Source organism: Gemmobacter megaterium, assembly GCF_900156815.1.
In the GTDB taxonomy this organism is placed as follows: Bacteria; Pseudomonadota; Alphaproteobacteria; order Rhodobacterales; family Rhodobacteraceae; genus Wagnerdoeblera; species Wagnerdoeblera megaterium.
Window position 1 is genome coordinate 382,805 of record NZ_FTOT01000001.1, and the last position, 22,826, is coordinate 405,630.

Consider the following 22,826-nt stretch of genomic DNA (forward strand, 5'->3'; position numbering starts at 1 on the left):
TGCACAGGTCCGGCAGCGGGCAGGGCGCGGGGCCGGAAAGATCCCGCGATGCTGTCCTGCCGCTGCAAGCCTGTGGTGCATGGTCTTAGCCCTTGATCGCTTTCAGCACGGCTTCGCCAAGGCCCGCCGGGCTGTCGGCCACCACGATTCCGGCCGATTTCATGGCCTCGATCTTCGATTCTGCGTCGCCCTTGCCGCCCGAGACGATGGCACCGGCATGGCCCATGCGGCGGCCTGCGGGGGCGGTCCGGCCTGCGATAAAGCCTGCGGTGGGTTTCCAGCGGCCTTTTTTCTTTTCGTCGGCCAGGAACTGCGCGGCTTCTTCTTCGGCGGAACCGCCGATTTCGCCAATCATGATGATCGAGGTGGTTTCCGGATCGGCCAGGAACATCTCCAGCACGTCGATATGTTCGGTGCCCTTGATCGGGTCGCCGCCGATGCCCACGGCGCTGGACTGGCCAAGGCCGACATCGGTCGTCTGTTTCACGGCCTCATAGGTCAGGGTGCCGGAGCGCGACACGACGCCGACCGACCCGCGCGAGAAGATGTTGCCGGGCATGATGCCGATCTTGCATTCGCCGGGTGTCATCACGCCGGGGCAGTTCGGCCCGATCAGCCGCGACTTGCTGTTCAGCAGCGCGCGCTTGACCTTCATCATGTCCAGAACCGGGATACCTTCGGTGATGCAGACGATCAGCTCGATCTCGGCGTCGATCGCTTCCATGATCGAGTCGGCCGCAAAGGGCGGCGGCACATAGATCACCGAGGCATTCGCGCCGGTTTTCTCGACCGCTTCATGGGCCGAATTGAAGACCGGCAGGCCGAGGTGGCTGGAGCCGCCCTTGCCCGGCGTCACGCCGCCGACCATCTGGGTGCCATAGGCGATGGCCTGTTCGGTGTGAAAGGTGCCCTGGCTGCCGGTGATGCCCTGGCAGATGACTTTGGTGTTCTTGTCGACGAGGACTGCCATCGTGACGTTCCTTATGTTCTGGCGGGGACATGGCCCCGTGATCATGCATATGCGGCAGGGCCGCGCGTTCTGGTGTGCTCAGCCCGGCGACAGGCTGATGGCGACGTTGTTCTCGACATAGCGGGCGGTGCGGATCGTGCTACGCTCCATCCGGATGCGACGGGGGCCGTCGGTCCAGACATTGCGCGTATCGGTCTTGCCAAAGCCCTGGCCCCGCAGTTCGTTTTCCATCGCGCGGGCCACCAGTTTGGCATAGGTCCGCTCGACGTGAATCGTGCAGGGGCTTTGGGGCAGTATGCCAAGCCGCAGTTCCGTATCGGCAGGCGACAGGACGGGCGACAATGGCACGCGCGCCACATAGCCACGGACCTGCAACCCTTGGACGACGGGCGCGGGCGCAAGCCCTTGGTCCAGGCACAGGCGCGCGACGGCAACGGCTTCGGTGGCCAGCGCCGACGAGGTGCCGGTTGCGGAATCCGGCACCGCCGACCCCGCGCAACCCGCAAGGCCCATCGCCCCGCACATACCCACAAGCATCGCGCCGCGCGCCATCATGCTCAGCCCTTGACCGCCGCGACGATCTTTTTCGCCGCATCCGACAGATCGTCCGCCGCGATGACGTTCAGACCCGAGTCGGCGATGATCTTCTTGCCCAGATCGACGTTCGTACCTTCCAGACGCACGACCAGCGGCACTTGCAGGCCAACCTCTTTCACCGCAGCGATGATGCCCTCGGCGATGATGTCGCAGCGCATGATGCCGCCAAAGATGTTGACCAGAATGCCTTTGACGTTCGGATCCGAGGTGATGATCTTGAACGCCTCGGTGACTTTTTCCTTGGTGGCGCCGCCGCCGACATCCAGGAAGTTGGCCGGTTCGGCCCCGAACAGCTTGATGATGTCCATCGTGGCCATGGCCAGACCGGCGCCGTTCACCATGCAGCCGATTTCCCCATCCAGCGCGATGTAGTTCAGATCGAACTTCGAGGCGGCGAGTTCCTTGGGGTCTTCCTCGGTCTCGTCACGCAGCGCCAGGATGTCGGGCTGGCGGTACAGGGCGTTGTTGTCAAAGCCCACTTTCGCATCCAGCGCCTTGAGATCGCCATCGGTGGTCACGATCAGCGGGTTGATCTCGATCATCTCGGCGTCCTTCTCGACGAACGCCTTGTAGATCTTGCCGATCAGGTCAACGCATTGCTTGACCTGCTTGCCTTCCAGACCCAGGGCAAAGGCAACCTTGCGGCCATGATAGGGCTGAATGCCGGTGGCCGGATCGACCGAGAAACTGACGATCTTCTCGGGGGTATGCGCGGCGACTTCCTCGATGTCCATGCCGCCTTCGGTCGAGACGACAAAGGACACGCGGCTGGTCTGGCGATCGACCAGCAGCGCCAGATACAACTCGCGGCTGATGTCGCTGCCATCTTCGATGTAGATGCGGTTGACCTGCTTGCCCGCCGGGCCGGTCTGATGCGTGACCAGCGTGCGGCCCAGCATCTGCTGTGCCATCTCGGCAGCTTCGGTCACGGATTTCGCCAGACGGACGCCACCCTTTTCACCGGCTTCGGCTTCCTTGAACTTGCCCTTGCCGCGGCCGCCGGCATGGATCTGCGCCTTGACGACCCAGAGCGGCCCGGCCATCTCGCTTGCGGCGGCCTTGGCTTCCTCGGCGCGCAGCACTGCGCGGCCATCCGAAACCGGAACCCCGTAGCTGCGCAGCAGCGCCTTGGCCTGATATTCGTGGATGTTCATGACGTCGTCCCGTCCTGGTTGGATTTGGGGGCGTCATCGCACATCCGGGCGCGGCAACAAACCGGAATCGGGTGAATTTGCAGGAGATCCGGCAGAAATCCGCCTGTTGTGATCACACGATTTTTCCTTGTGATCACAACAGGCGGATCGCCGTCACGATGCCGCGCCGCAGCATCTCAGGCGGGCGATGAGGTGGCGCCAAGCTCACTCGCCAGTTCCCGGCGCAGGGCGCGCAGGCGGTGGTTGTCCACCCGTTGCGCGACGCTTTGGGCCGCCGCCAGCGCCAGCCGACCGTGACCGCGCGCCCTGGCCGCAGTCAGCACCGACAGCACATAGGGGATGGCATCGCGCCGCCGCCGCAACATGCGATGCACCACCGGCAGCTCCAGATCCCCGCGCAGACCAAGCAGGGTGAGTTCCTTCAGGATGCCCATCCGCAACAGCATCGGCGGCAGCTTGTGGTCGAAATGGCGCAGCGGAATATGCATCACCTGTGGGCCAGTCAGGCGCGCGGCATGGAGCCTGTCTTCGATAAGGCAGGGGTCATACAGCACATAGGCCCGGTGCGCGCTGCGTATGCTGCGGGCCGCATCGGTGAACTCGCCACTCCAGTCCCCAAGACTGCGGCCATAGCGATACCGGCCTTCGAACGGCACCAGCCTGGGCCGCAAGGTGGATTGGGGGGCAAAGGCCAACACCACTGCCCCCGGTGCCAGACCGGCGAACACCGCCGCACCGAATGCCCCCATCGAGGCGCCATAAAAGCTGACCGCAGGATAGCGCGTATAAAGCCCCGCCCCGGCCACCGCGACCATGGCCTCCTTGAGCATCGGGCACTGGAACCAGTCCTTGCGCTTGGCGATGACACCCAGATTGCCCCAGCCCTGCGCGACGATCAGATCATGGCCAAAGGGCTTGCGGAACGAGGTTTCGCGGTCGGATGACAGGTTGTCAAAGCTGACCACCAGCCGCCCGGTTCCAGGCCGATGGCACAGCACGTGGTGATCGGTCTCCAGCCAGAACCCGCCCTCCGCCTCACAGATCGCGCGGATGCGGTCCAGACCGGGCGGCATCGGGCTGGCCTGCGGACCGGGTCGAAAACGCGCGGAAAGCGGGGAAAGCGGATCGGTCAAGATAAGGGCCATGCTGGTGCGTGTTCTGGAAGGCTAGACGGGCCGGCGCGTGATTGCCAGCCCTGCCTCTACGCCCGGATCGCGCTGATGGATCACGATCAGCTCCGATGGCCGACCCGGCCGGATCACGCGGCGCAGCAGCACAATGCCCTGACCCGCACCCAACGACCACCCCTCGTCCACCGTTGGCCCGGTGCCCGCTGGCGACAGGGCGCGCGCGGCCGGATACTTCTGGGCAACCAACCCGCGAATCCGCTCTGTCTGTCCGGTGCGCGCCTGTGCCGCAACGGCGCAAGCTGTCCCGTCGGCCGCCAGCATCACGGCCGGGCGACTGTCGTCGACCAGAAAGCTGCGGATCGCCCGCGGCACACGACTGGGCACTTCGACATAATCGGCGCTGCGCAACAGCCGCGCGGCGGCCTCTGGCGGGGCCGGGCCGTCCAGGCAGACCCGCTCGAACATGCCGGCCAGACGGGCAGCCGAACTGGCAGGCACGATGTTCCAGGGCCGCATGTTTGCCAGTTCCAGCCGGTCGGATCCGCCGGTCGGGGCCATGCAGGCGGTGATCATCGGTATCAGGGCCAGGGTGAACAGGGAGCGCATTATGCACGGATGCTGGCATGTCATGCAAAAGGGCGCAACCAAAGGTTGCGCCCCATACCGCTGTCACCGATGGCTGGTGTCAGGCCAGCGACGGGTCGATGCCCTTGCAGGCATCCACGAGCCCCTTCACCGCATCGACGGATTTCTGGAACATCACCTGCTCGTCCTTGTTGAGCTTGATGTCCACGATCCGCTCGATGCCATTGGCGCCGATCACGGTCGGAACGCCGACATACATGCCGTCCAGCCCATAGGCGCCCTTGACGAAGGCCGCGCAGGGCAGCAGGCGCTTCTGGTCCTTCAGATAGCTTTCCGCCATCTCGATCGCGCTGGTCGCCGGAGCGTAGAAGGCCGAGCCGGTTTTCAGCAGGCCAACGATTTCCGCGCCGCCGTCACGGGTACGCTGAACGATGGCATCCATCTTTTCCTGCGTGGTCCAGCCCATGGCAACCAGATCGGGCAGCGGAATGCCCGCAACGGTCGAATAACGGACCAGCGGCACCATCGTGTCGCCATGGCCCCCCAGCACAAAGGCGGTGACATCCTTCATCGACACGCCGAATTCCAGCGACAGGAAATGGCGGAACCGCGCCGAATCCAGCACACCGGCCATGCCGACGACCTTGTTGTGCGGCAGGCCGCTGAATTCGCGCAGCGCCCAGACCATCGCATCCAGCGGGTTGGTGATGCAGATGACAAAAGCGTTCGGGGCATATTGCTTGATGCCTTCGCCGACCGACTTCATCACCTTGAGGTTGATCCCCAGCAGATCGTCGCGGCTCATGCCCGGCTTGCGCGGCACACCGGCCGTGACGATGCAGACATCGGCATCCGCGATGTCTTCATAGCTGTTGGCGCCCTTGAGGCCCGCGTCGAACCCTTCGGAAGGACCGGATTGCGCAATGTCGAGCGCCTTGCCTTGGGGGGTGCCTTCGGCGATGTCGAACAGCACGATGTCGCCGAGTTCCTTCAGTGCAGCAAGATGGGCAAGCGTGCCGCCGATCTGGCCCGCGCCGATCAGCGCGATCTTGGGTCTGGCCATGGTGGTCCTCTCCGGTTGAGGGTGACTTACGGGCAAGGGCTTAAGCCCCTCGCGCGCGCGGCGCAAGCCCGGCCGTGACCGGCGCTGCCGCAGGATGTGATCGTTTGCGCGAAAACCGGCCCGCGCGGCACTTTGCACGAAGTCGCGGCACGTCCATGCCCCGCTCCGCCTCCCACAAGGGCAACGCGCCGCCCCATCGCCCCGACACGACAGGCCGCCGCCGCTCCGATTCTGACCCTGGCGGCAGGATGCGCGGCATCTGCACCGGGCTGCCATCGCCAACCGCACGGCGCCCCTCGTCCCCAGGATGACCCTGACACAGGCGATGCGGCGGCGGGATTTCATCTTGCCCGAAATACCCTCGGGTGGTTCTCAGGAGGGCAGACAGCCCTCCTGAGGCGGGGGTGCGGGGGCTGCGGCCCCCGCCGTCCCCCTCACTCCAGCTCGATCAGCAGATCCTTGGCCTCGACCCCGGCACCGGGGGTGACATGCACCGCCTTGACCGTCCCGGCCCGGTCGGCATGAAGGCCGGTTTCCATCTTCATCGCCTCGATGGTCAGCAACAGATCGCCCGCCGCCACCTTCTGTCCGACAGCGACCGCGACAGAGGCGATGGATCCCGGCATCGGTGCGCCGATATGGGCAGCATTGCCATCCGCCGCCTTGGGGCGCCGGGCGGTGGCGGATTTGACCGAACGGTTCGGCACCCGGATCACCCTGGGTTGGCCGTTGAGCTCAAAGAACACCTTGACCTCGCCGTCATCCGTGGTCTCGCCTACGGTTTGCAGCCGCACCTCCAGCGTCTTGCCAGGGTCGATTTCCGCCGTGATCTCCTCGCCCGGTTCCATCCCGTAAAAGAAGGTCCGCGTCGGCAGAACCCGCACCGGCCCATAGATCGCGTGCCGCGCGCGATAGTCCATGAACACCTTGGGATACATCAGATATCCGTTCAGATCCTCGCCGTCGATGGTCTCGGTCTCGGCCTCCTCGCCTGCGGCGGCGCGCACCTTGTCCAGCAGTTCGGCCCGCGTTGCCTCCAGATCCACCGGGGCAGCATGGCGGCCGGGGCGATCGGTAAAGGGGGTCTCGCCCTTGAGCACCTTCTTCTGGATCGCGGCCGGCCAGCCGCCGGGGGGCTGGCCCAGATTGCCCTTCATCATGTCGATGACCGAATCGGGAAAGGCGACCTCGACACCCGGATCCTCGACCTGTGCCCGGCTAAGGCCCTGCGCCACCATCATCAGCGCCATGTCCCCCACCACCTTGGACGAGGGCGTGACCTTGACGATATCGCCGAACATCCGGTTCACATCGGCATAGGTCTTGGCCACCTCGTGCCAGCGGCTTTCCAGCCCCAGGCTGCGCGCCTGCGCCTTGAGGTTGGTGAACTGGCCCCCCGGCATCTCGTGCAGATAGACCTCGGACGACGGCGCCTGCATCCCGGATTCAAACGCCGCATACTGGCCGCGCACCGCCTCCCAGTAATCCGAGATCTCGCGGATCACCTCCATGTCCAGCCCGGTATCGCGCTCGGCGCCCTTCAGCGCCTCGACCACGGTTCCCAGGGTGGCCTGGCTGGTGTTGCCCGACAAGGCATCCATGGCGCAATCCACCGCATCGACCCCGGCATCGGCAGCGGCCAGGATGGTGCCGCTGGCGATGCCTGCCGTGTCATGCGTGTGAAAATGGACGGGCAGGCCCACCTCTTCCTTCAGCGCCCGGATCAGGATCCGCGCGGCGGCGGGCTTCAGCAGGCCGGCCATGTCCTTCAGTCCCAGCACATGGGCGCCCGCGTCGCGCAGTTCCTTGCCCATGCCGACGTAATACTTCAGGTCGTACTTTGCCCGGTCCGGGTCCAGCATGTCGCCGGTATAGCAGACCGTGCCTTCCAGAACCTTGCCGGTTTCCAGCACCGCATCCATGGCGACGCGCATGTTTTCCACCCAGTTCAGGCTGTCGAACACGCGGAACACGTCGATCCCGGTGTCCGCCGCCTGATGGACAAAGCTCTGCACCACATTGTCGGGGTAATTCGTGTAGCCCACGCCATTCGCACCGCGGAGCAGCATCTGCAACATCAGGTTGGGCATCGCCGCACGCAGGTCGCGCAGGCGCTGCCAGGGGCATTCCTGCAAGAACCGATAGGCCACGTCAAAGGTGGCCCCCCCCCAGCACTCCATGCTGAATAGCTGCGGCAGATGGGCCGCATAGGCTGGGGCCACCCGGATCATGTCCAGGCTGCGCATCCGCGTTGCCAACAGCGACTGGTGGCCATCGCGCATGGTGGTGTCGGTGATCAGCACCCGCTTTTGTGTCAGCATCCAGTCGGCCACCGCCTTGGGGCCATGATCGCGCAACAGATCGGCGGTGCCCGGCGCCGGTTCGGCCCGCAAGGCGGGCGGTCTGGGCGTGCGCGCCTCGGCCGGTTTGGCCCGTCCGGCGGTTTCGGGATGCCCGTTCACCGTGATGTCGGCAATATAGGTCAGGATCTTGGTTGCCCGGTCGCGTCGGCGCTTGAAGTTGAACAGATCCTGCGTCGTGTCGATGAACTTGGTCGTATACTGGTTCGACAGGAACACCGGGTGCTTGAGCAGGTTGATGACGAAGTCGATGTTGGTGGCCACGCCCCGGATGCGGAATTCGCGCAAGGCGCGGTCCATCCGGGCAATCGCCATTTCGGGCGTGGGGGCCCAGGCGGTGACCTTTTCCAGCAGGCTGTCATAATAGCGCGTGATCACCGCCCCGGAATAGGCGGTGCCGCCATCCAGCCGGATCCCCATGCCCGTTGCCCCGCGATAGGCGGTGATGCGGCCATAGTCGGGGATGAAGTTGTTCTGCGGATCCTCGGTTGTCACCCGGCATTGGATGGCATGGCCGTTCAGCCGCACCTCGCCTTGTTCGGGGGTGCCTGTCGCCTCGGCCAGGGTCTTGCCCTCTGCCACCAGGATCTGGGCGCGCACGATGTCGATGCCCGTGACCTGTTCGGTGACGGTATGTTCCACCTGCACCCGCGGGTTCACCTCGATGAAATAGAACCGGCCACTGTCCATATCCATCAGGAACTCGACCGTGCCTGCGTTCTGATAGCCGACTGCGCGGCCGATCTTCAGCCCCAGTTCGCAGATCTCGGCCCGCTGCGCCTGTGTCAGATAGGGGGCAGGGGCGCGTTCCACCACCTTCTGGTTGCGCCGCTGGACGGAACAGTCCCGCTCGTACAGGTGATACAGCCCGCCGTGGGTATCGCCCAGCAGTTGCACCTCGACATGCCGGGCGCGCTGGATCATCTTTTCCAGATAGCCCTCGCCATTGCCAAAGGCGGCTTCGGCCTCGCGCCGCCCTTCGCGGACCTTGGCCTCCAACTCGTCCTCGGCCAGGATCGGGCGCATCCCGCGCCCGCCACCGCCCCAGCTTGCCTTCAGCATCAAGGGATAGCCGATCGCCCCGGCCTCGGCCCGGATCGCGGCGAAATCCTCGCCCAGCACTTCGGTCGCCGGAATCACCGGCACGCCCGCCTCGATCGCGACCCGCCGCGCGCTTGCCTTGTCGCCAAGCGCGCGCATCGTTTCGGCCCGCGGCCCGATAAAGGTGATCCCGGCCGCCGCACAGGCCTCGACGAAATCCGGGTTCTCGGACAACAGGCCGTAACCGGGGTGAATGGCATCCGCCCCCGACATCCTGGCCACCCGGATGATCTCGGGGATCGACAGATAGGCACCCACCGGCGACAGCCCTTCGCCGATCCGATAGGCCTCGTCGGCCTTGAAACGGTGCAGGCTCAGCTTGTCTTCTTCGGCAAAGACCGCCACGGTCTTTTTGCCCAGCTCGTTCGCCGCGCGCATCACGCGAATGGCGATCTCCCCCCGGTTGGCGACAAGGATCTTGCGGAACTCGGCCATGGTGCTCCCTCTACCGGTGCTCGGTTCGGGGCGAAGACTAGCGACGCCGCAGTGCAGCGCAAGACGAAACTGTTACAATTGGCAAGATTTTCTGACCGGATCCCGGACATTCACAGACCTTCGCGCCAACAGCTGTGCGCGCCGATCCAGAGACCTCGGGCGGAACCCGCCATCGGGCCACGAGGGGGGGCAGTCCCCCCATTGCGCCGTTTGCGCATGAAAACGGCCCCGCATCCAAGGATACGGGGCCACCTGACCGGACGCGCCGGGTCGCTTATTTGGGAATGTCGCCCTTGATGCCTTCGACATAGAACATCATGCCGGCCAGCGTGCCGTCGTCGGCCACTTCACCCTCCTTCAGCCAGTCCGAACCGTCCTGCTTCTTGATCGGGCCGGTGAACGGGTGATAGCTGCCATCGGTGATCGCGGCGATCATCGCCTCGGCCTCGGCCTTGACATCGGCGGGGACGGCCTCGGTGATCTCGCCGATCACGACTTCGCCTTCGGGCATACCGGCCCAGCTTGCGGTTTGCTCATAGGTGCCATCCAGCAGCGCGCCGATGCGCTTGATGTAATAGGGCCCCCAGTTGTCGATGATCGACGCCACGCGCGGGCTGGGCTTGTAAGCGGCCATGTCGGACGCCTGGCCAAAGCCGACCACATTGCCCGCCTTCTGCGCTTCGGCCAGCGGTGCGGTGGAATCGGTATGCGCCGCGATCACATCGACGCCCTGTTCGATCAGCGCCTTGGCGGCATCGGCCTCCTTGGCCGGATCGAACCAAGTGTAGGCCCAGACCACCGACAGTTCGACATCCGGGTTCACCTTGCGGGCATGCAGGAAATAGCTGTTGATGCCCTGGATCACCTCTGGGATCGGGAAGGATCCGATATAGCCGATCTTGTTCGACTTGGTCATCTTGCCCGCGATATGGCCGATCACCGCACGCCCTTCGTAGAAGCGCGCATCATAGGTCGAGACGTTGGCATGATCGCGCTTGTAGCCGGTGGCGTGTTCGAACTTCACGTTCGGGAATTTCGCCGCCACCGTGTTGGTCGGGTCCATGTAGCCAAACGAGGTGGTGAAGACGATATTGCAGCCCGAAAGGGCCATCTGGGTCAGCACGCGTTCGGCATCGGCGCCTTCGGGAACCGATTCCTGATACATGGTTTCCAGCTTGTCGCCGAATTCCGCCATCGCATCGAGGCGGCCCTGATCATGCTGGAAGGTCCAGCCGCCATCACCGATGGGGCCGACATAGACGAAACAGGCCTTGACCTTGTCCATGCCGGCAGCGGCAGCGGCGCCCCCGAAGGCAAGGCCAAGCCCAAGTGCCGCCGAGGCGAGAAGGGTTCTGCGGAACATCATGTAGTCTCCCTGTTGGTGGGGGTTTTCTCCCCCTGTGTTGACGGAAGGCAACGCCAAGTCAATGGGTTGCGTGGAAGCTGCGCCCAAGTGCCGCCGGGGCGCCCAGGGCGCGGCCGCCCTTGGCCGACATGATGACCAGCACAAGGATGGTGATCACATAGGGCGACATTTGCAGATACTCGACCGGCACCCGCGCACCTGCCACCTGGAGATTGAGCTGCAAGGCCGTGATACCGCCAAAAAGCCAGGCCCCCAGCAACAGCCGCCCCGGACGCCAGGCGGCAAACACCACCAGCGCCAGCGCGATCCAGCCCGCGCCCGAGGTCATGCCCACGGTCCACATCGGCACCCGGATCAGGCTGAGATAGGCCCCGCCCAGGCCCGCCATGGCGCCCCCGAACAGGATGGCCAGCAACCGGATCCGCACCACCTTGTAGCCAAGCGCATGGGCGGCGTCGTGGTTTTCTCCTACCGCGCGCAGGATCAGGCCCAGCCGGGTGCGGTTCAGCACATACCAGATGGCCACCACCGCGATCAGCGCGACATAGACCATCAGGTCATGGCGCAGCAGGATGGTCCCCAGACCCGGAATGTCCGACAGCGGACCAAACGACAGCCGTTCGGTCATCGGCGGCTTGATCCCGACATAGCCCTGTCCGATCAGGGCCGAAAACCCCAACCCGAACAGGGTCAGCGCCAGGCCTGTGGCCACCTGGTTGGCCAGCAGGTATTGCGTCAGAAGCCCGAAGATCAGGCTCAGCGCCGCGCCGCCAACGGCGCCGCCGATGAAACCAAGGGCCGGGCTGCCGGTGCCGACGGCCACGGCAAAGCCGCAGATCGCGCCGACGATCATCATGCCCTCGACGCCCAGGTTCAGCACACCGGCCTTTTCCACCACCAGTTCGCCCAGGCCCGCCAGCAGGATCGGCGTGGCCGCCACGATCAGCGAGGCGAACAGGACGGCAGGGTTGATTGCGGACAGATCCATCACGCCCCCTCGCGTTTTACCAGCCGCGGCCGGTAGTTGGACAACAGGTCAAGCGCCAGCAGGAAGAACAGCAGCATCCCCTGGAACGCCTGGATCGACGCCTTGGGCAGCCCCAGCATGAACTGGGCCAGCTCGCCGCCGATATAGGTCAGCGCCATCAACAGACCCGCCAGCAGGATGCCAATGGGGTTCAGCCGCCCCAGAAAGGCAACGATGATCGCGGTAAAGCCATATCCGCTGGCAAAGTCGATCGAGATCTTGCCAGAGGGGCCGGCCACCTCGAACATGCCTGCAAGCCCGGCCAGCGCGCCCGATGTGCCCATGCAGATCAGCACCAGCGCTACCGGCGAAACACCGGAAAACCGCGCCGCTCTGGGGGCTTGGCCGGTCAGCTTGATGTTGAATCCCAGGATGTGGCGTTGCAGCATGACATAGGCCGCAATCACCGCAATAAACGCAGCTACCACGCCCCAGTGAATCCCGGTTCCGGCAAACAGCTCGGGGTTCGAGGCCGCAGGATATTGCGCCAGATTGCGAGAGCCTGGAAATCCGCCCCCCTCGGGGTTGCGCAACCGCCCCAGCGCCATGGCCGCCAGCAGCGCCTGTGCCACATAGACCAGCAGCAAGGACACAAGGATTTCCGAGGTGTTGAAGAAGGTCCGCAGCATGGCGGGGATCATCGCCCAGAGAAACCCGCCAAGCGCCCCGGCAATCACCATCAGCGGAAAGATGTACCATCCCGCCGCAGGATAGAAGGCAAGCCCGACAGCCGCCCCGCAGATCGCCCCGATGATGTATTGCCCCTCGGCCCCGATGTTCCAGATCCCCGCGCGAAAGCCCAGCGACAGGCCGATGGCGATCAGGATCAGCGGGGCCGCCTTGACCAGAAGCTGCGGCCGCGAATAGGCCGACATGTTGGGGTCGAACAGCGGATCCCAAAAGATGATGCGGATGGCATCGAAGGGGTTCTTGCCAAGGATTGCAAACATGATGCCGCCGGCGATCATGGTCAGCACCACCGCGATCAGCGGCGTGGCGGCCACCCAGAACCGCGAGGGTGTCGGACGTTTTTCCAGACGGATCATGTCCGCGCTCCCTGTGCGTCGTGGTGGCTGTGGGCCACATCCATGCCATGGGCGCCCCCCATCATCAGGCCGATTTCATCGACCGTCAGCCCCTGGGCGGAGCGGGGGGCCGTCAGTCGCCCTTCGTTCAGTGCGGCAAAGCTGTCGGAGATTTCCAGCAACTCATCCAGATCCTGGCTGATCGCCACCACCGCCGCCCCCTTGGCCGCCAGATCCAGCAGCGCCTGCCGGATGGCCGCCGCCGCCGCCGCATCGACGCCCCAGGTCGGCTGGTTGACGATGATCACGGAGGGATCTTGCAGGATCTCGCGCCCGATGACGAACTTTTGCAGGTTGCCGCCCGACAGCGCGCGGGCCGCGACATGGGTGCCGGGCGTGCGCACGTCAAAGGCCGTGACGATGGCCTGGGCAAAACTGTCCACCGCAGCCCAGCCGATGAAGCCGTTCTTCAGGAACCCCTTGCGGACGTAGCCCGACAGCAGGGCATTCTCTGTCAGGCTCATGTCCGGGGCGGCGGCATGGCCCAGCCGTTCCTCGGGCGCGGCCACCAGCCCCAGCGCACGCCGCGCATTCGGCCCCATCCGGCCGACCGGCTTGCCCGCCAGCCTGACGCAGCTTTCGGGCGACAGGATCTCCCCCGACAGGGCCAGCAGCAACTCATCCTGACCATTGCCCGCCACGCCTGCAATTCCCAGAACCTCGCCTTGCCGCAGCGTGAAGGCGATGTTCTTCAAGGCCGTGCCGAACGGGTTGGGCGACGACACCGACAACCCCGTCACCTCCAGCGCAACAGGCCCCGGCGGCTTGCGCGCGCGCGCGGGCGGGGTCAGAACCTGGCCGACCATCAGTTCCGCCATTTCGCGCGCCGTGCGTTCGCGCGGGGTGCAGGTCGCCACCACCTTGCCGCGCCGCAGGATCGTCGCTTCGTCGCACAGGGTCCGGATCTCCTCCAGCTTGTGCGAGATATACAGGATCGCCGTTCCCTCGGCCGACAACTGGCGCAGGGTCTGAAACAGGATATCCACCTCTTGCGGGGTCAGCACCGATGTCGGCTCGTCCATGATCAGCAGCTTGGGATCCTGAAGCAGACAGCGGATGATCTCCACCCGCTGGCGCTCGCCCGCCGACAGATCGCCGACCAGCTTGGCAGGATCCAGCGGCAGCCCGTATTCCTGGCTGACCGCACGGATCCGTTCTGCCAGTTCGCGCATGGATGGCGGGTTCTCCATCCCCAGGGCGACGTTTTCCGCCACGTTCAGCGCTTCGAACAGGCTGAAGTGCTGAAACACCATCGCCACGCCCTTCTGCCGCGCCTCTGACGGTTTCGCAGGCTGATAGGGGGCGCCGCGCAGCAGCATCCGGCCCGAGTCCGGCCGGACCAGACCATAGATCATCTTGACCAGGGTGGATTTGCCCGCCCCGTTTTCCCCCAGCAGGGCATGAACCTCGCCCGGAGATATGGCAAAGGTTACATCGCTATTCGCCACCACGCCGGGATAGGCCTTTGTCAGGCCCTCGATGCGCAGCAGATCCCCGTTCCCTGTTGTCATCCGTGATCTCCGTCTCGGATTTTTCTTTGTAGTTCAATAGTTGTACGGCCACCCCTATGGCAATGGCCTGCGGGTGCTTTCCCAGCCCGGTATCGCCGATCGGGCAGGTGATGCGGGAAATCTGTGCAGCCGTATGCCCCAGTGCCGCCAGGCGCGACCGGAACCGCGCCCATTTGGTGGCCGACCCGATCAGACCCAGAAAGCCGAAGCCCCGGCCCAGCAACCGGTGGCACAGCTCCAGATCCAGCGCATGGGAATAGGTGACGATCAGATGCTCCGCCTCCTTTGGAACATGCGGCACCAGGCCCTGCGGCGCCTCGGCCCAGATCGGCGTTACCCCTGCGGGAATGTCATCGGGAAAACGCTCGCGGGCGGTATCGACCCAGGTCAACGCAAGGCCGGGCAGGGGGGCCAGCACCGCCACCAGCGCCCGGCCCACATGACCCGCCCCCCAGATCCACAGATGGCGTTGCGGGTGGGCGACCGGCTCGACCATCCAGCCCTGGACGAATTGCGCAACCGGCATCCGGCCCGCATTGCGCGCCTGCGCCAGCAGACGCGTGACAGCCAATGGCATGGCCGCCGGCACAACAGGGCGCGCAACGATCTGCGTGCCCTCCAGTGCCGCGACGGATCGCGCATCATGCACCTCGGTCAACAGCGTCACCGCGCCACCACAGCATTGCCCCAGGGCAGGCCCCAGTGGCTCGCGGTCCAGCCGGGCCCCGCCTGCCGCCAGCATGGCCCGCGCCCGCGCCATCGCCTGCCACTCCAGCGCCCCGCCGCCGATGGTGCCCTGCGCGCCCCCGGCCCAGACCAGCATGGCCGCCCCGACCTCGCGCGGCGACGATCCGTCATGCGCGGCAATCACCACGCGGGCCACGCGGCCATGACACGCCACCGCCACCTGCAAGGCGACAAGATCAAACATCGTCGCGGCCTTGCTGGCGCCGGATCGCGGCCAGCATCCGCTCGGCCGTGGCCGGACCATTCAGATCGGGATAGATCCTGCCATCGCCACAGGCCGCAACCGCATCCGACAGCGCCATCAGGGCCGAAATCCCCAGCATGAACGGCGGCTCCCCCACCGCCTTGGACCGATAGATCGTCGGCTCCGGGTTCTCGCGCCCGTAGAGCGCCACGTTGAACAGGCGCGGACGGTCGCCGCAGGCCGGAATCTTGTAAGTACTGGGCGCATGGGTGCGCAGGCGGCCCTTGTCATCCCAGACCAGCTCCTCCGTGGTCAGCCAACCGGCACCCTGCACATAGCCGCCCTCGATCTGCCCGATGTCCAGCGCGGGGTTCAGCGAGGCGCCGGTATCATGCAGGATATCCGCGCGCAGAATGCGGTTCTCACCCGTCAGCGTGTCGACGACCACCTCCGTGACCGCCGCCCCATAGGCGAAATAGAAAAACGGCCGCCCCCGGCCCTTCACCCGGTCCCAGGTGATCTCGGGCGTCTTGTAGAACCCGGTCGCCGACAAAGAGATCCGCGCCGCATAGGCCATGCCCGCCACTTCGGCAAAACTGTACTCGGCACCGGCGACCTGAACCCGCCCCTCGCGGAACACCACCGTCTCGGGCGGCACCTGATGCCGCGCGCCCAGATGCACGGCCATCCGGCCCCGGACCTCGGCACAGGCCGCCTGCACCGCCATCCCGTTCAGATCCGACCCGCTGGAGGCCGCCGTGGCCGATGTGTTCGGCACCTTGGCCGTATCGGTCGCGGTGATGCGCACCGCCGCCATCTCCACCCCGAATTCGCGCGCCGCCACCTGGGCCACCTTCTGGAACAGGCCCTGTCCCATCTCGGTGCCGCCATGGTTCAGATGGATCGACCCGTCCTGATACACATGCACCAGGGCGCCGGCCTGGTTGAGATGGGTCAGCGTGAACGAGATCCCGAATTTCACCGGCGTCAGCGCAATTCCCTTCTTCAGAACGGGATTTGCGGCGTTCCACGCGCGCACCGCCGCCCGCCGCGCGGCATAATCCGATGTGGCTTCAAGCCGCGCCACCAGATCATGCAGCACGAAATCCCGCACCTCCTGGCCATAATGCGTGGTCTGCGCGGGTGCCGCTTTCATCTTGCCCGAAATACCCTCGGGGGGTCCGGGGGGCAGACGGCCCCCCGGCGCCGCCACAGGCGCGGCGTAGAAGTTCCGCCGCCGCACCTCCAGCGGATCGCGGCCCACCGCATGGGCGACATGATCCAGCACCCGTTCGATCCCCACCATGCCCTGCGGGCCGCCGAAGCCGCGATAGGCGGTGGCGCTTTGGGTATTGGTGCGCAGCCTGTGGCTCTCGATCCGGATGGCGGGCAACCAATAGGCATTGTCGGCATGCAACATCGCCCTGTCGGCCACCGGATGCGTCAGATCCAGGGCCCAGCCCGCACGGGTGGCATGGGTGAACTCGACCCCCAGGATGCGGCCATCGTCGTCATGGCCGACGCGATAGTCGATGCGGAAATCGTGCCGCTTGCCGGTGATGACCATGTCGTCATCGCGGTCATAGCGCATCTTGCACGGGCGGCCCGTCGCGCGGGCCACCACGGCGCAGGCCACCGCCAGCGCATTGCCCTGGCTTTCCTTGCCGCCAAAGCCGCCGCCCATCCGCCGGCACTCGACCCGCACGGAATGCATGGGCAGGCCGATCGCCTCGGCGACCTTGTGCTGGATCTCGGTCGGATGCTGGGTCGAGGAGATGACATGCATGTCGCCGTATTCGCCCGGCAGGGCAAAGGCGGCCTGACCTTCGAGATAGAAATGCTCTTGCCCGCCCACCTCCAGACGGCCCTCCAGCACATGGGGGGCCGCGGCGATGGCGGCTGCGGTATCGCCACGCGACCAGATCACCGGGGGGCCAAAGCGGCTGTCGGCGGCCAGCGCCTGATCATGGGTCAGGATCGCAGGCAGCGCCTCATATGCGATCCGGCCCAGCCGTGCCGCCTTGCGCGCCGCCTGATGGCTGGTGGCGGCCACCAGAAACACCGGCTGACCCACGTAGTGCACGACGCCATCCGCCAGCAGCGGTTCATCATGTGCCGAAGGGCTGCAATCATTGGCAAAGGGCAGATCCCCGGCCCGCAGGACGGCCACCACGCCCGGCGCGGACCGCACCGCTGCCAGATCGACCGACAGGATACGGCCATGTGCCTCGGTCGCCAGACCGAAGGCCAGATGCAGCGCATTGGCGGGCAGGGGAATGTCATCGACATAGCGCGCCTGGCCCGTCACATGCAGCGGGCCAGAATCGTGCGGCAGGGGTTTGGCAACGCTCATGGCTGCACCTCCAGGATACGCGGCGCAAGGCCCTGGTCTTCCAGCCAGTAGCGGCGCAGCATTGCGACCGCCGCCTCCATCCGGTAGCCCGCCGAGGCGCGCATGTCCGACAGCGGCGTGAAATCGCGGCGCAGCGCCGCGCATGCGGCCTCGACCGTTGCTTGCGACCAGTCGGATCCCAGCAGCGCCGCTTCGGCGCCGGAGGCGCGCTTTGGTGTTCCCGCCATGCCACCAAAGGCGATGCGCGCAGCGCTTACGCGCCCCTTGTCGAGGGTGATGTTCAGCGCCCCCAGCACGGCCGAGATATCCTGGTCGAACCGTTTCGACAGCTTGTAGCATTTCAGCCGGTCGGGCTGGCGCGGAACGCTGACCGCCTCGACAAATTCGCCGGGCTGGCGGTCCTGTTTGCCATAGTCGAGAAAGAACTGCTCCAGCGGCAGCGCGCGCCGCGCCTGACCCCGGCGCAGATGCAGCGTTGCGCCAAGCGCGATGAGGGCCGGCGGGCCGTCACCGATGGGAGAGCCGTTGGCGATATTGCCGCCCACGGTTGCGGCATTGCGCACCTGGGTCGAGCCGAAGCGGCGCAGCATCTCGGCGAAATCGGGGTGCAGCGGTGCGATTCCGCGGCGCAGATCCTCGATGGTGGTGGCCGCGCCGATATGGATGGCGCTGTCGGTCACACGGATGCCCGACAGATCGGGAATGCCTGCGACAAAGGCCACCGGGCCAAGGTCGCGCATCTGTTTCGTGACCCAGAGCCCGACATCGGTGGCCCCGGCGATCAGGCGCCCCTGGGGATTGGCCAGATACCAGTCGGCCAGGTCGTCGGCGGTGCGCAGATGGGGGGCGTCGAGGGGGGCCTCGGCCCCCCGCGCCTGCGGCGCTCCCCCCGAGGGTATTTGGGGCAAGATGAATGTGGCAGGGTCGTCCCGGATCCAGTCCGGCGCCGGTTCGGCGCTGGCGGCGCTGGCGGCGCGGATGATCGGGGCATAGCCGGTGCAGCGGCACAGATTGCCGGCAAGCACGGTATCATGATCGGTGTCGCCGTGCAGATGCGCCGTCACCATCGAGGTGATGAAGCCGGGGGTGCAGAAGCCACATTGGCTGCCGTGGCAATCGACCATCGCGCGTTGCACCGGATGCAGCGTGCCATCAGGGGCCGCCATGCCTTCGACCGTGCGCACGGCCTTGCCCTGGAGCTGGGGCAGGAACAGGATGCAGGCGTTCAGCGCCCGCGCGCCTTGGGCATCGGTGACCATCACCGTGCAGGCGCCGCAATCGCCTTCGTTGCAGCCCTCCTTGGTGCCGGTCAGCCCGCGATCCTCGCGCAGCCAGTCGAGAAGGGTCCGGGTCGGCGCGATGTCGCGCAGACGGACTGGCGTTCCGTTCAGGAGAAACGCAATCTCGGTCATGTCTCGTTCCGCCGCGGTACGTCCCTGATGGTGGAGTTTCGCGCCCGGCCCGATGCGGCGTAAGGCGGGGCGCACTCCGTTGGGGGTCAGGAAAGCGCGGGGGGGCAGGGTTTGTCCAGCGGCTTGTTCATGGAATGGGCGGAAACACCTTCCGGAATGCCCGAAGAATGGCGTTGTGCCGCTTTTCCGGGCGGGACCGTTTCGGGGCTGGAACTGGGTGGGCGCGCGGGACTAATCTGCGGGCATGAGCAAAGCCCGATTCATCCACCTGCGCACCCATACCGAATATTCGCTGCTGGAAGGGGCCTTTCCCCTGAAAGGGCTGGTCAAGGCGGCGGCTGCCGCCGGGATGCCCGCGATTGCGGTTACAGATACCAACAACCTGTTCGCCGCGCTGGAATTTTCCGTCACGGCGCTGGGGGCGGGGGTTCAGCCGATCATCGGCTGCCAGATCTCGCTGCGCTATGACCTGGCCCAGCCCGGCGAAAAGCCCAAGGCGCCTGCGGCCATCGTGCTGCTGGCGCAGTCCGAAGCGGGCTACATGAACCTGATGAAGCTGAATTCCTGCCTGTATCTGCCGCAGAGCATGGAGGCGGTGCAGGTCACGCTGGAGGAGTTGGCGGCGCATTCCGAGGGGCTGATCTGCCTGACCGGGGCCAGCGACGGGCCGGTGGGGCGGCTGTTGCGGGCCGGACAGGGCGCGCGGGCCGAGGCGTTGGTGCGGCGTCTGGCGGAGATCTATCCCGACCGGCTGTACATGGAGGTGCAGCGCCATCCGGGCGAGGAGGGCAAGCCCACCGAAGCCGAACGCGCGACCGAGCGCGGTTTCATCGAGATGGCCTATGCCATGGGGCTGCCGTTGGTGGCAACGAATGACGTGCATTTCCCCAAGCCCGACATGTACGAGGCCCATGACGCGCTGTTGTGCATTGCCGATGGCGCCTATGTGGACCAGACCGCGCCGCGCCGCCGGCTGACACCGCATCATTGTTTCAAGACTGCCGAGGAGATGGTGGCCCTGTTCGCCGACCTGCCCGAAGCCATCGAGAACACGGTCGAGATTGCCCGCCGCTGTGCCTATGCCGCCAAGAAGCGGGCGCCGATCCTGCCGCGCTTTGCCGAGGATGAGGTCGAGGAATTGCGCCGTCAGGCCTGGGAGGGGCTGGATGCGCGGCTTGCGGTGATCCCGCTGGCGGCCCCGCGCGCCGAGTACGAGGAGCGTCTGCGGTTCGAGTTGGGGATCATCGAGAAGATGGGCTTTCCCGGCTATTTCCTGATCGTGGCGGATTTCATCAAATGGGGCAAGGCGCAGGGCATTCCGGTGGGGCCGGGGCGCGGCTCGGGGGCCGGATCGCTGGTTGCCTATGTGCTGACGATCACCGACCTTGACCCCTTGCGCTATGCGCTGCTGTTCGAGCGGTTCCTGAACCCCGAGCGGGTGTCGATGCCGGACTTCGACATCGACTTCTGCATGGATCGCCGCGAGGAGGTGATCCAGTATGTGCAGCAGAAATATGGCCGCGAGAAGGTGGCGCAGATCATCACCTTTGGTGCGCTGTTGTCCAAGGCGGCGGTGCGCGACGTGGGCCGCGTGTTGCAGATGTCGTATGGGCAGGTCGACAAGCTGTCCAAGATGATCCCGGTCGAAGGGGTGAAACCTGTCAGCATTACCAAGGCCCTGGCCGACGAACCCCGGTTGCGCGAAGCCGCGAAGGAAGAGGTGGTCGGTCGCCTGCTGGGCCATGCCGAAAAGATCGAAGGGCTGTTGCGCAATGCCTCGACCCATGCTGCGGGGGTGGTGATCGGGGACCGGCCGCTGGACGAGCTGGTGCCGCTGTACCGCGATCCACGCTCTGACATGCCTGCGACGCAGTTCAACATGAAATGGGTCGAGGCGGCAGGGCTGGTCAAGTTCGACTTTCTGGGCCTCAAGACGCTGACGGTGATCCAGAACGCGCTGGATCTGATCCGGGGCCAAGGCCGCAATCTGCACGAAGCGGCGGACGGGCGGCAGCTTTATGCCCCACCCGAGGGGGCTGTCAACGAAATCAACGCGATACCGCTGGATGATGAAGCATCCTATCAACTGTACGCGGCGGCGCGGACGGTGGCGGTGTTCCAGGTGGAATCCAGCGGCATGATGGATGCGCTGCGGCGCATGAAGCCCACCTGCATCGAGGATATCGTGGCGCTGGTGGCACTGTACCGCCCCGGCCCGATGGAGAACATCCCGGTCTATTGCGAGGTCAAGCATGGCCTCAAGCCCTTGGAATCGTTGCATCCTACGATTGATCCGATCCTCAGGGAAACCCAAGGCATCATCGTCTATCAGGAACAGGTGATGCAGATCGCGCAGGTCATGGCCGGCTATTCGCTGGGCGGCGCCGACCTGCTGCGCCGGGCGATGGGCAAGAAGATCGCCGAGGAGATGGCCAAGGAGCGGCCCAAATTCGTCGAAGGCGCCAAGGCAACGCATGGAATCGACGCGAAGAAGGCCGGTGAAGTCTTTGACCTTTTGGAGAAATTCGCGAACTACGGCTTCAACAAGTCGCACGCGGCGGCCTATGCGGTGGTCAGCTATCAGACCGCCTGGCTGAAGGCGAACCATCCGGTCGAGTTCATGGCTGCGGTGATGAACTGCGATATCCACCTGACCGACAAGCTGAACGTCTACAAACGCGAGGTGGACCGGATGGGGATCGAGGTGGTACCGCCGTGCGTCAACCGCTCGGATGCCACCTTCACCGTGGACAAGGGCCGCGTTGTCTATGCGCTGGGGGCGTTGAAGAACGTGGGCGTCGAGGCGATGCGGATGATCGTCGCGGCGCGGGGGACGCAGCCCTTTCGCGATCTGGCCGATTTCGCCAGCCGGGTGGATCTGAAAAAGGTCGGCAAGCGGCCGCTGGAAATGCTGGCGCGCGCCGGGGCCTTTGACCTGCTGGACGGCAACCGCGCCAAGGTGTTCGAGGCGCTGGACGGGCTGGTCGCCTATTCGGCGGCGGTGCACGAGGCGCGCGGCTCGGCCCAGGTGTCGCTGTTCGGCGAGGCGGGGGCGGATCTGCCGCCGCCGCGGATCATCGGTCGCAACGATTGGTTGCCGGTGGAACGGCTGCAACAGGAACATATGGCCATCGGTTTCTATCTGTCGGGCCACCCGCTGGATGACTGGATGGGCGCCCTGAAGCGCAAGAACGTGATGACACTGGCCGAGGTGACGCGCCGGGCCGAAGGCGGGCCGGTGGTGGCCAAGCTGGCCGGATCGGTCGGCGCACGGCAGGAACGCAAATCGTCGCGCGGGAACCGCTTTGCCTTTGTCGCCTGTTCGGATCCGACGGGGCTTTATGAGGTGACGGTATTCTCGGATGTGCTGGATCAGGCGCGGCAGTTCCTGGAGCCGGGCATGAACGTGGTGCTGACGGTCGAGGCGACGCTGGAAGGGGACAGCCTGAAGCTGCTGGCGCGCGGGGTGCAGCCCGTCGAGACGCTGGCCGCGGATGCCGGGGCCCAGGCGTTGCGTGTGCATCTGGCCGAGGCCCATGCGGCGGCGGCGGTTGCGGCCTTGCTGGAGCGGGCGCGGGCCGATGCGGGGCGGATGGCCAAGGGGCAGGTCATGGTCTGCGTGGCCGATGGTGGCAGCGGGCAAGAGATCGACATCGCCCTGCCGGGGCAGTGGCCGCTGGGGCCGCAGGTCAAGGGCGCGCTGAAGGCGGTGCAGGGCGTGCTGGCGGTGGAAGAACTCTAGCGCC

At 65.7% G+C, this 22,826-nt stretch carries 15 protein-coding genes; 1 reads left to right on the forward strand and 14 read right to left on the reverse strand.

From position 1 onward, the window contains the following. Positions 1–85: 85 nt before the first annotated feature. From sucD to xdhA, 14 genes are all read right to left on the reverse strand, one after another. Complete coding sequence (gene sucD, locus BW970_RS01770) at positions 86–970, reverse strand: succinate--CoA ligase subunit alpha (RefSeq protein ID WP_076528108.1); 885 nt, start codon at positions 968–970, stop codon at positions 86–88. A 78-nt stretch (positions 971–1,048) separates the two neighbouring features. Next, positions 1,049–1,525, reverse strand: a complete 477-nt coding sequence (locus tag BW970_RS01775) for a hypothetical protein (RefSeq protein WP_076528110.1) — start codon at positions 1,523–1,525, stop codon at positions 1,049–1,051. Between the two features lie 2 nt (positions 1,526–1,527). Beyond that, positions 1,528–2,721 (reverse strand): ADP-forming succinate--CoA ligase subunit beta, encoded by a 1,194-nt coding sequence (gene sucC / locus BW970_RS01780; protein WP_076528112.1) that lies wholly within the window; start codon positions 2,719–2,721, stop codon positions 1,528–1,530. A gap of 176 nt (positions 2,722–2,897) precedes the next feature. Continuing rightward, positions 2,898–3,866, reverse strand: a complete 969-nt coding sequence (locus BW970_RS01785; protein WP_076528114.1) for a hypothetical protein — start codon at positions 3,864–3,866, stop codon at positions 2,898–2,900. 21 nt (positions 3,867–3,887) lie between these two features. Next, positions 3,888–4,457 carry a hypothetical protein gene (locus BW970_RS01790; protein WP_076528116.1) on the reverse strand — a complete coding sequence of 190 codons (570 nt, stop codon included), beginning with the start codon at positions 4,455–4,457 and terminating at the stop codon, positions 3,888–3,890. A 79-nt stretch (positions 4,458–4,536) separates the two neighbouring features. Next, the gene (gene mdh, locus BW970_RS01795) at positions 4,537–5,499 is read right to left on the reverse strand and encodes a malate dehydrogenase (protein WP_076528118.1); all 963 of its coding nucleotides are present in this window, start codon (positions 5,497–5,499) and stop codon (positions 4,537–4,539) included. Positions 5,500–5,933: 434 nt separating this feature from the next. Further along, the gene (locus BW970_RS01800; RefSeq protein WP_076528120.1) at positions 5,934–9,395 is read right to left on the reverse strand and encodes a pyruvate carboxylase; all 3,462 of its coding nucleotides are present in this window, start codon (positions 9,393–9,395) and stop codon (positions 5,934–5,936) included. A 274-nt stretch (positions 9,396–9,669) separates the two neighbouring features. Beyond that, positions 9,670–10,758 (reverse strand): BMP family ABC transporter substrate-binding protein, encoded by a 1,089-nt coding sequence (locus tag BW970_RS01805; protein WP_076529152.1) that lies wholly within the window; start codon positions 10,756–10,758, stop codon positions 9,670–9,672. Between the two features lie 61 nt (positions 10,759–10,819). Continuing rightward, positions 10,820–11,749 (reverse strand): ABC transporter permease, encoded by a 930-nt coding sequence (locus BW970_RS01810; protein WP_076528123.1) that lies wholly within the window; start codon positions 11,747–11,749, stop codon positions 10,820–10,822. Continuing rightward, a complete protein-coding gene (locus BW970_RS01815) occupies positions 11,749–12,834 on the reverse strand; it encodes an ABC transporter permease (RefSeq protein WP_076528125.1) in 1,086 nt (361 codons plus the stop codon). Before BW970_RS01815 ends, BW970_RS01810 begins: the two co-directional genes overlap by 1 nt. Then, the gene (locus tag BW970_RS01820; protein ID WP_076528128.1) at positions 12,831–14,384 is read right to left on the reverse strand and encodes an ABC transporter ATP-binding protein; all 1,554 of its coding nucleotides are present in this window, start codon (positions 14,382–14,384) and stop codon (positions 12,831–12,833) included. The genes BW970_RS01815 and BW970_RS01820 overlap by 4 nt, the downstream gene beginning before the upstream one ends. Beyond that, positions 14,311–15,315 carry a xanthine dehydrogenase accessory protein XdhC gene (gene xdhC, locus BW970_RS01825; protein WP_083701121.1) on the reverse strand — a complete coding sequence of 335 codons (1,005 nt, stop codon included), beginning with the start codon at positions 15,313–15,315 and terminating at the stop codon, positions 14,311–14,313. The genes BW970_RS01820 and xdhC overlap by 74 nt, the downstream gene beginning before the upstream one ends. Further along, positions 15,308–17,668, reverse strand: a complete 2,361-nt coding sequence (gene xdhB / locus BW970_RS01830) for a xanthine dehydrogenase molybdopterin binding subunit (RefSeq protein ID WP_076528132.1) — start codon at positions 17,666–17,668, stop codon at positions 15,308–15,310. The genes xdhC and xdhB overlap by 8 nt, the downstream gene beginning before the upstream one ends. Then, on the reverse strand, positions 17,665–19,080 hold the full coding sequence (gene xdhA, locus BW970_RS01835; RefSeq protein WP_076528134.1) for a xanthine dehydrogenase small subunit: 1,416 nt from the start codon (positions 19,078–19,080) through the stop codon (positions 17,665–17,667). The genes xdhB and xdhA overlap by 4 nt, the downstream gene beginning before the upstream one ends. Before the next feature lie 244 nt (positions 19,081–19,324). On the opposite strand from xdhA, the gene dnaE reads away from it, so the two are divergent. After that, positions 19,325–22,822, forward strand: a complete 3,498-nt coding sequence (gene dnaE / locus BW970_RS01840; protein ID WP_076528136.1) for a DNA polymerase III subunit alpha — start codon at positions 19,325–19,327, stop codon at positions 22,820–22,822. Positions 22,823–22,826 lie beyond the last annotated feature (4 nt).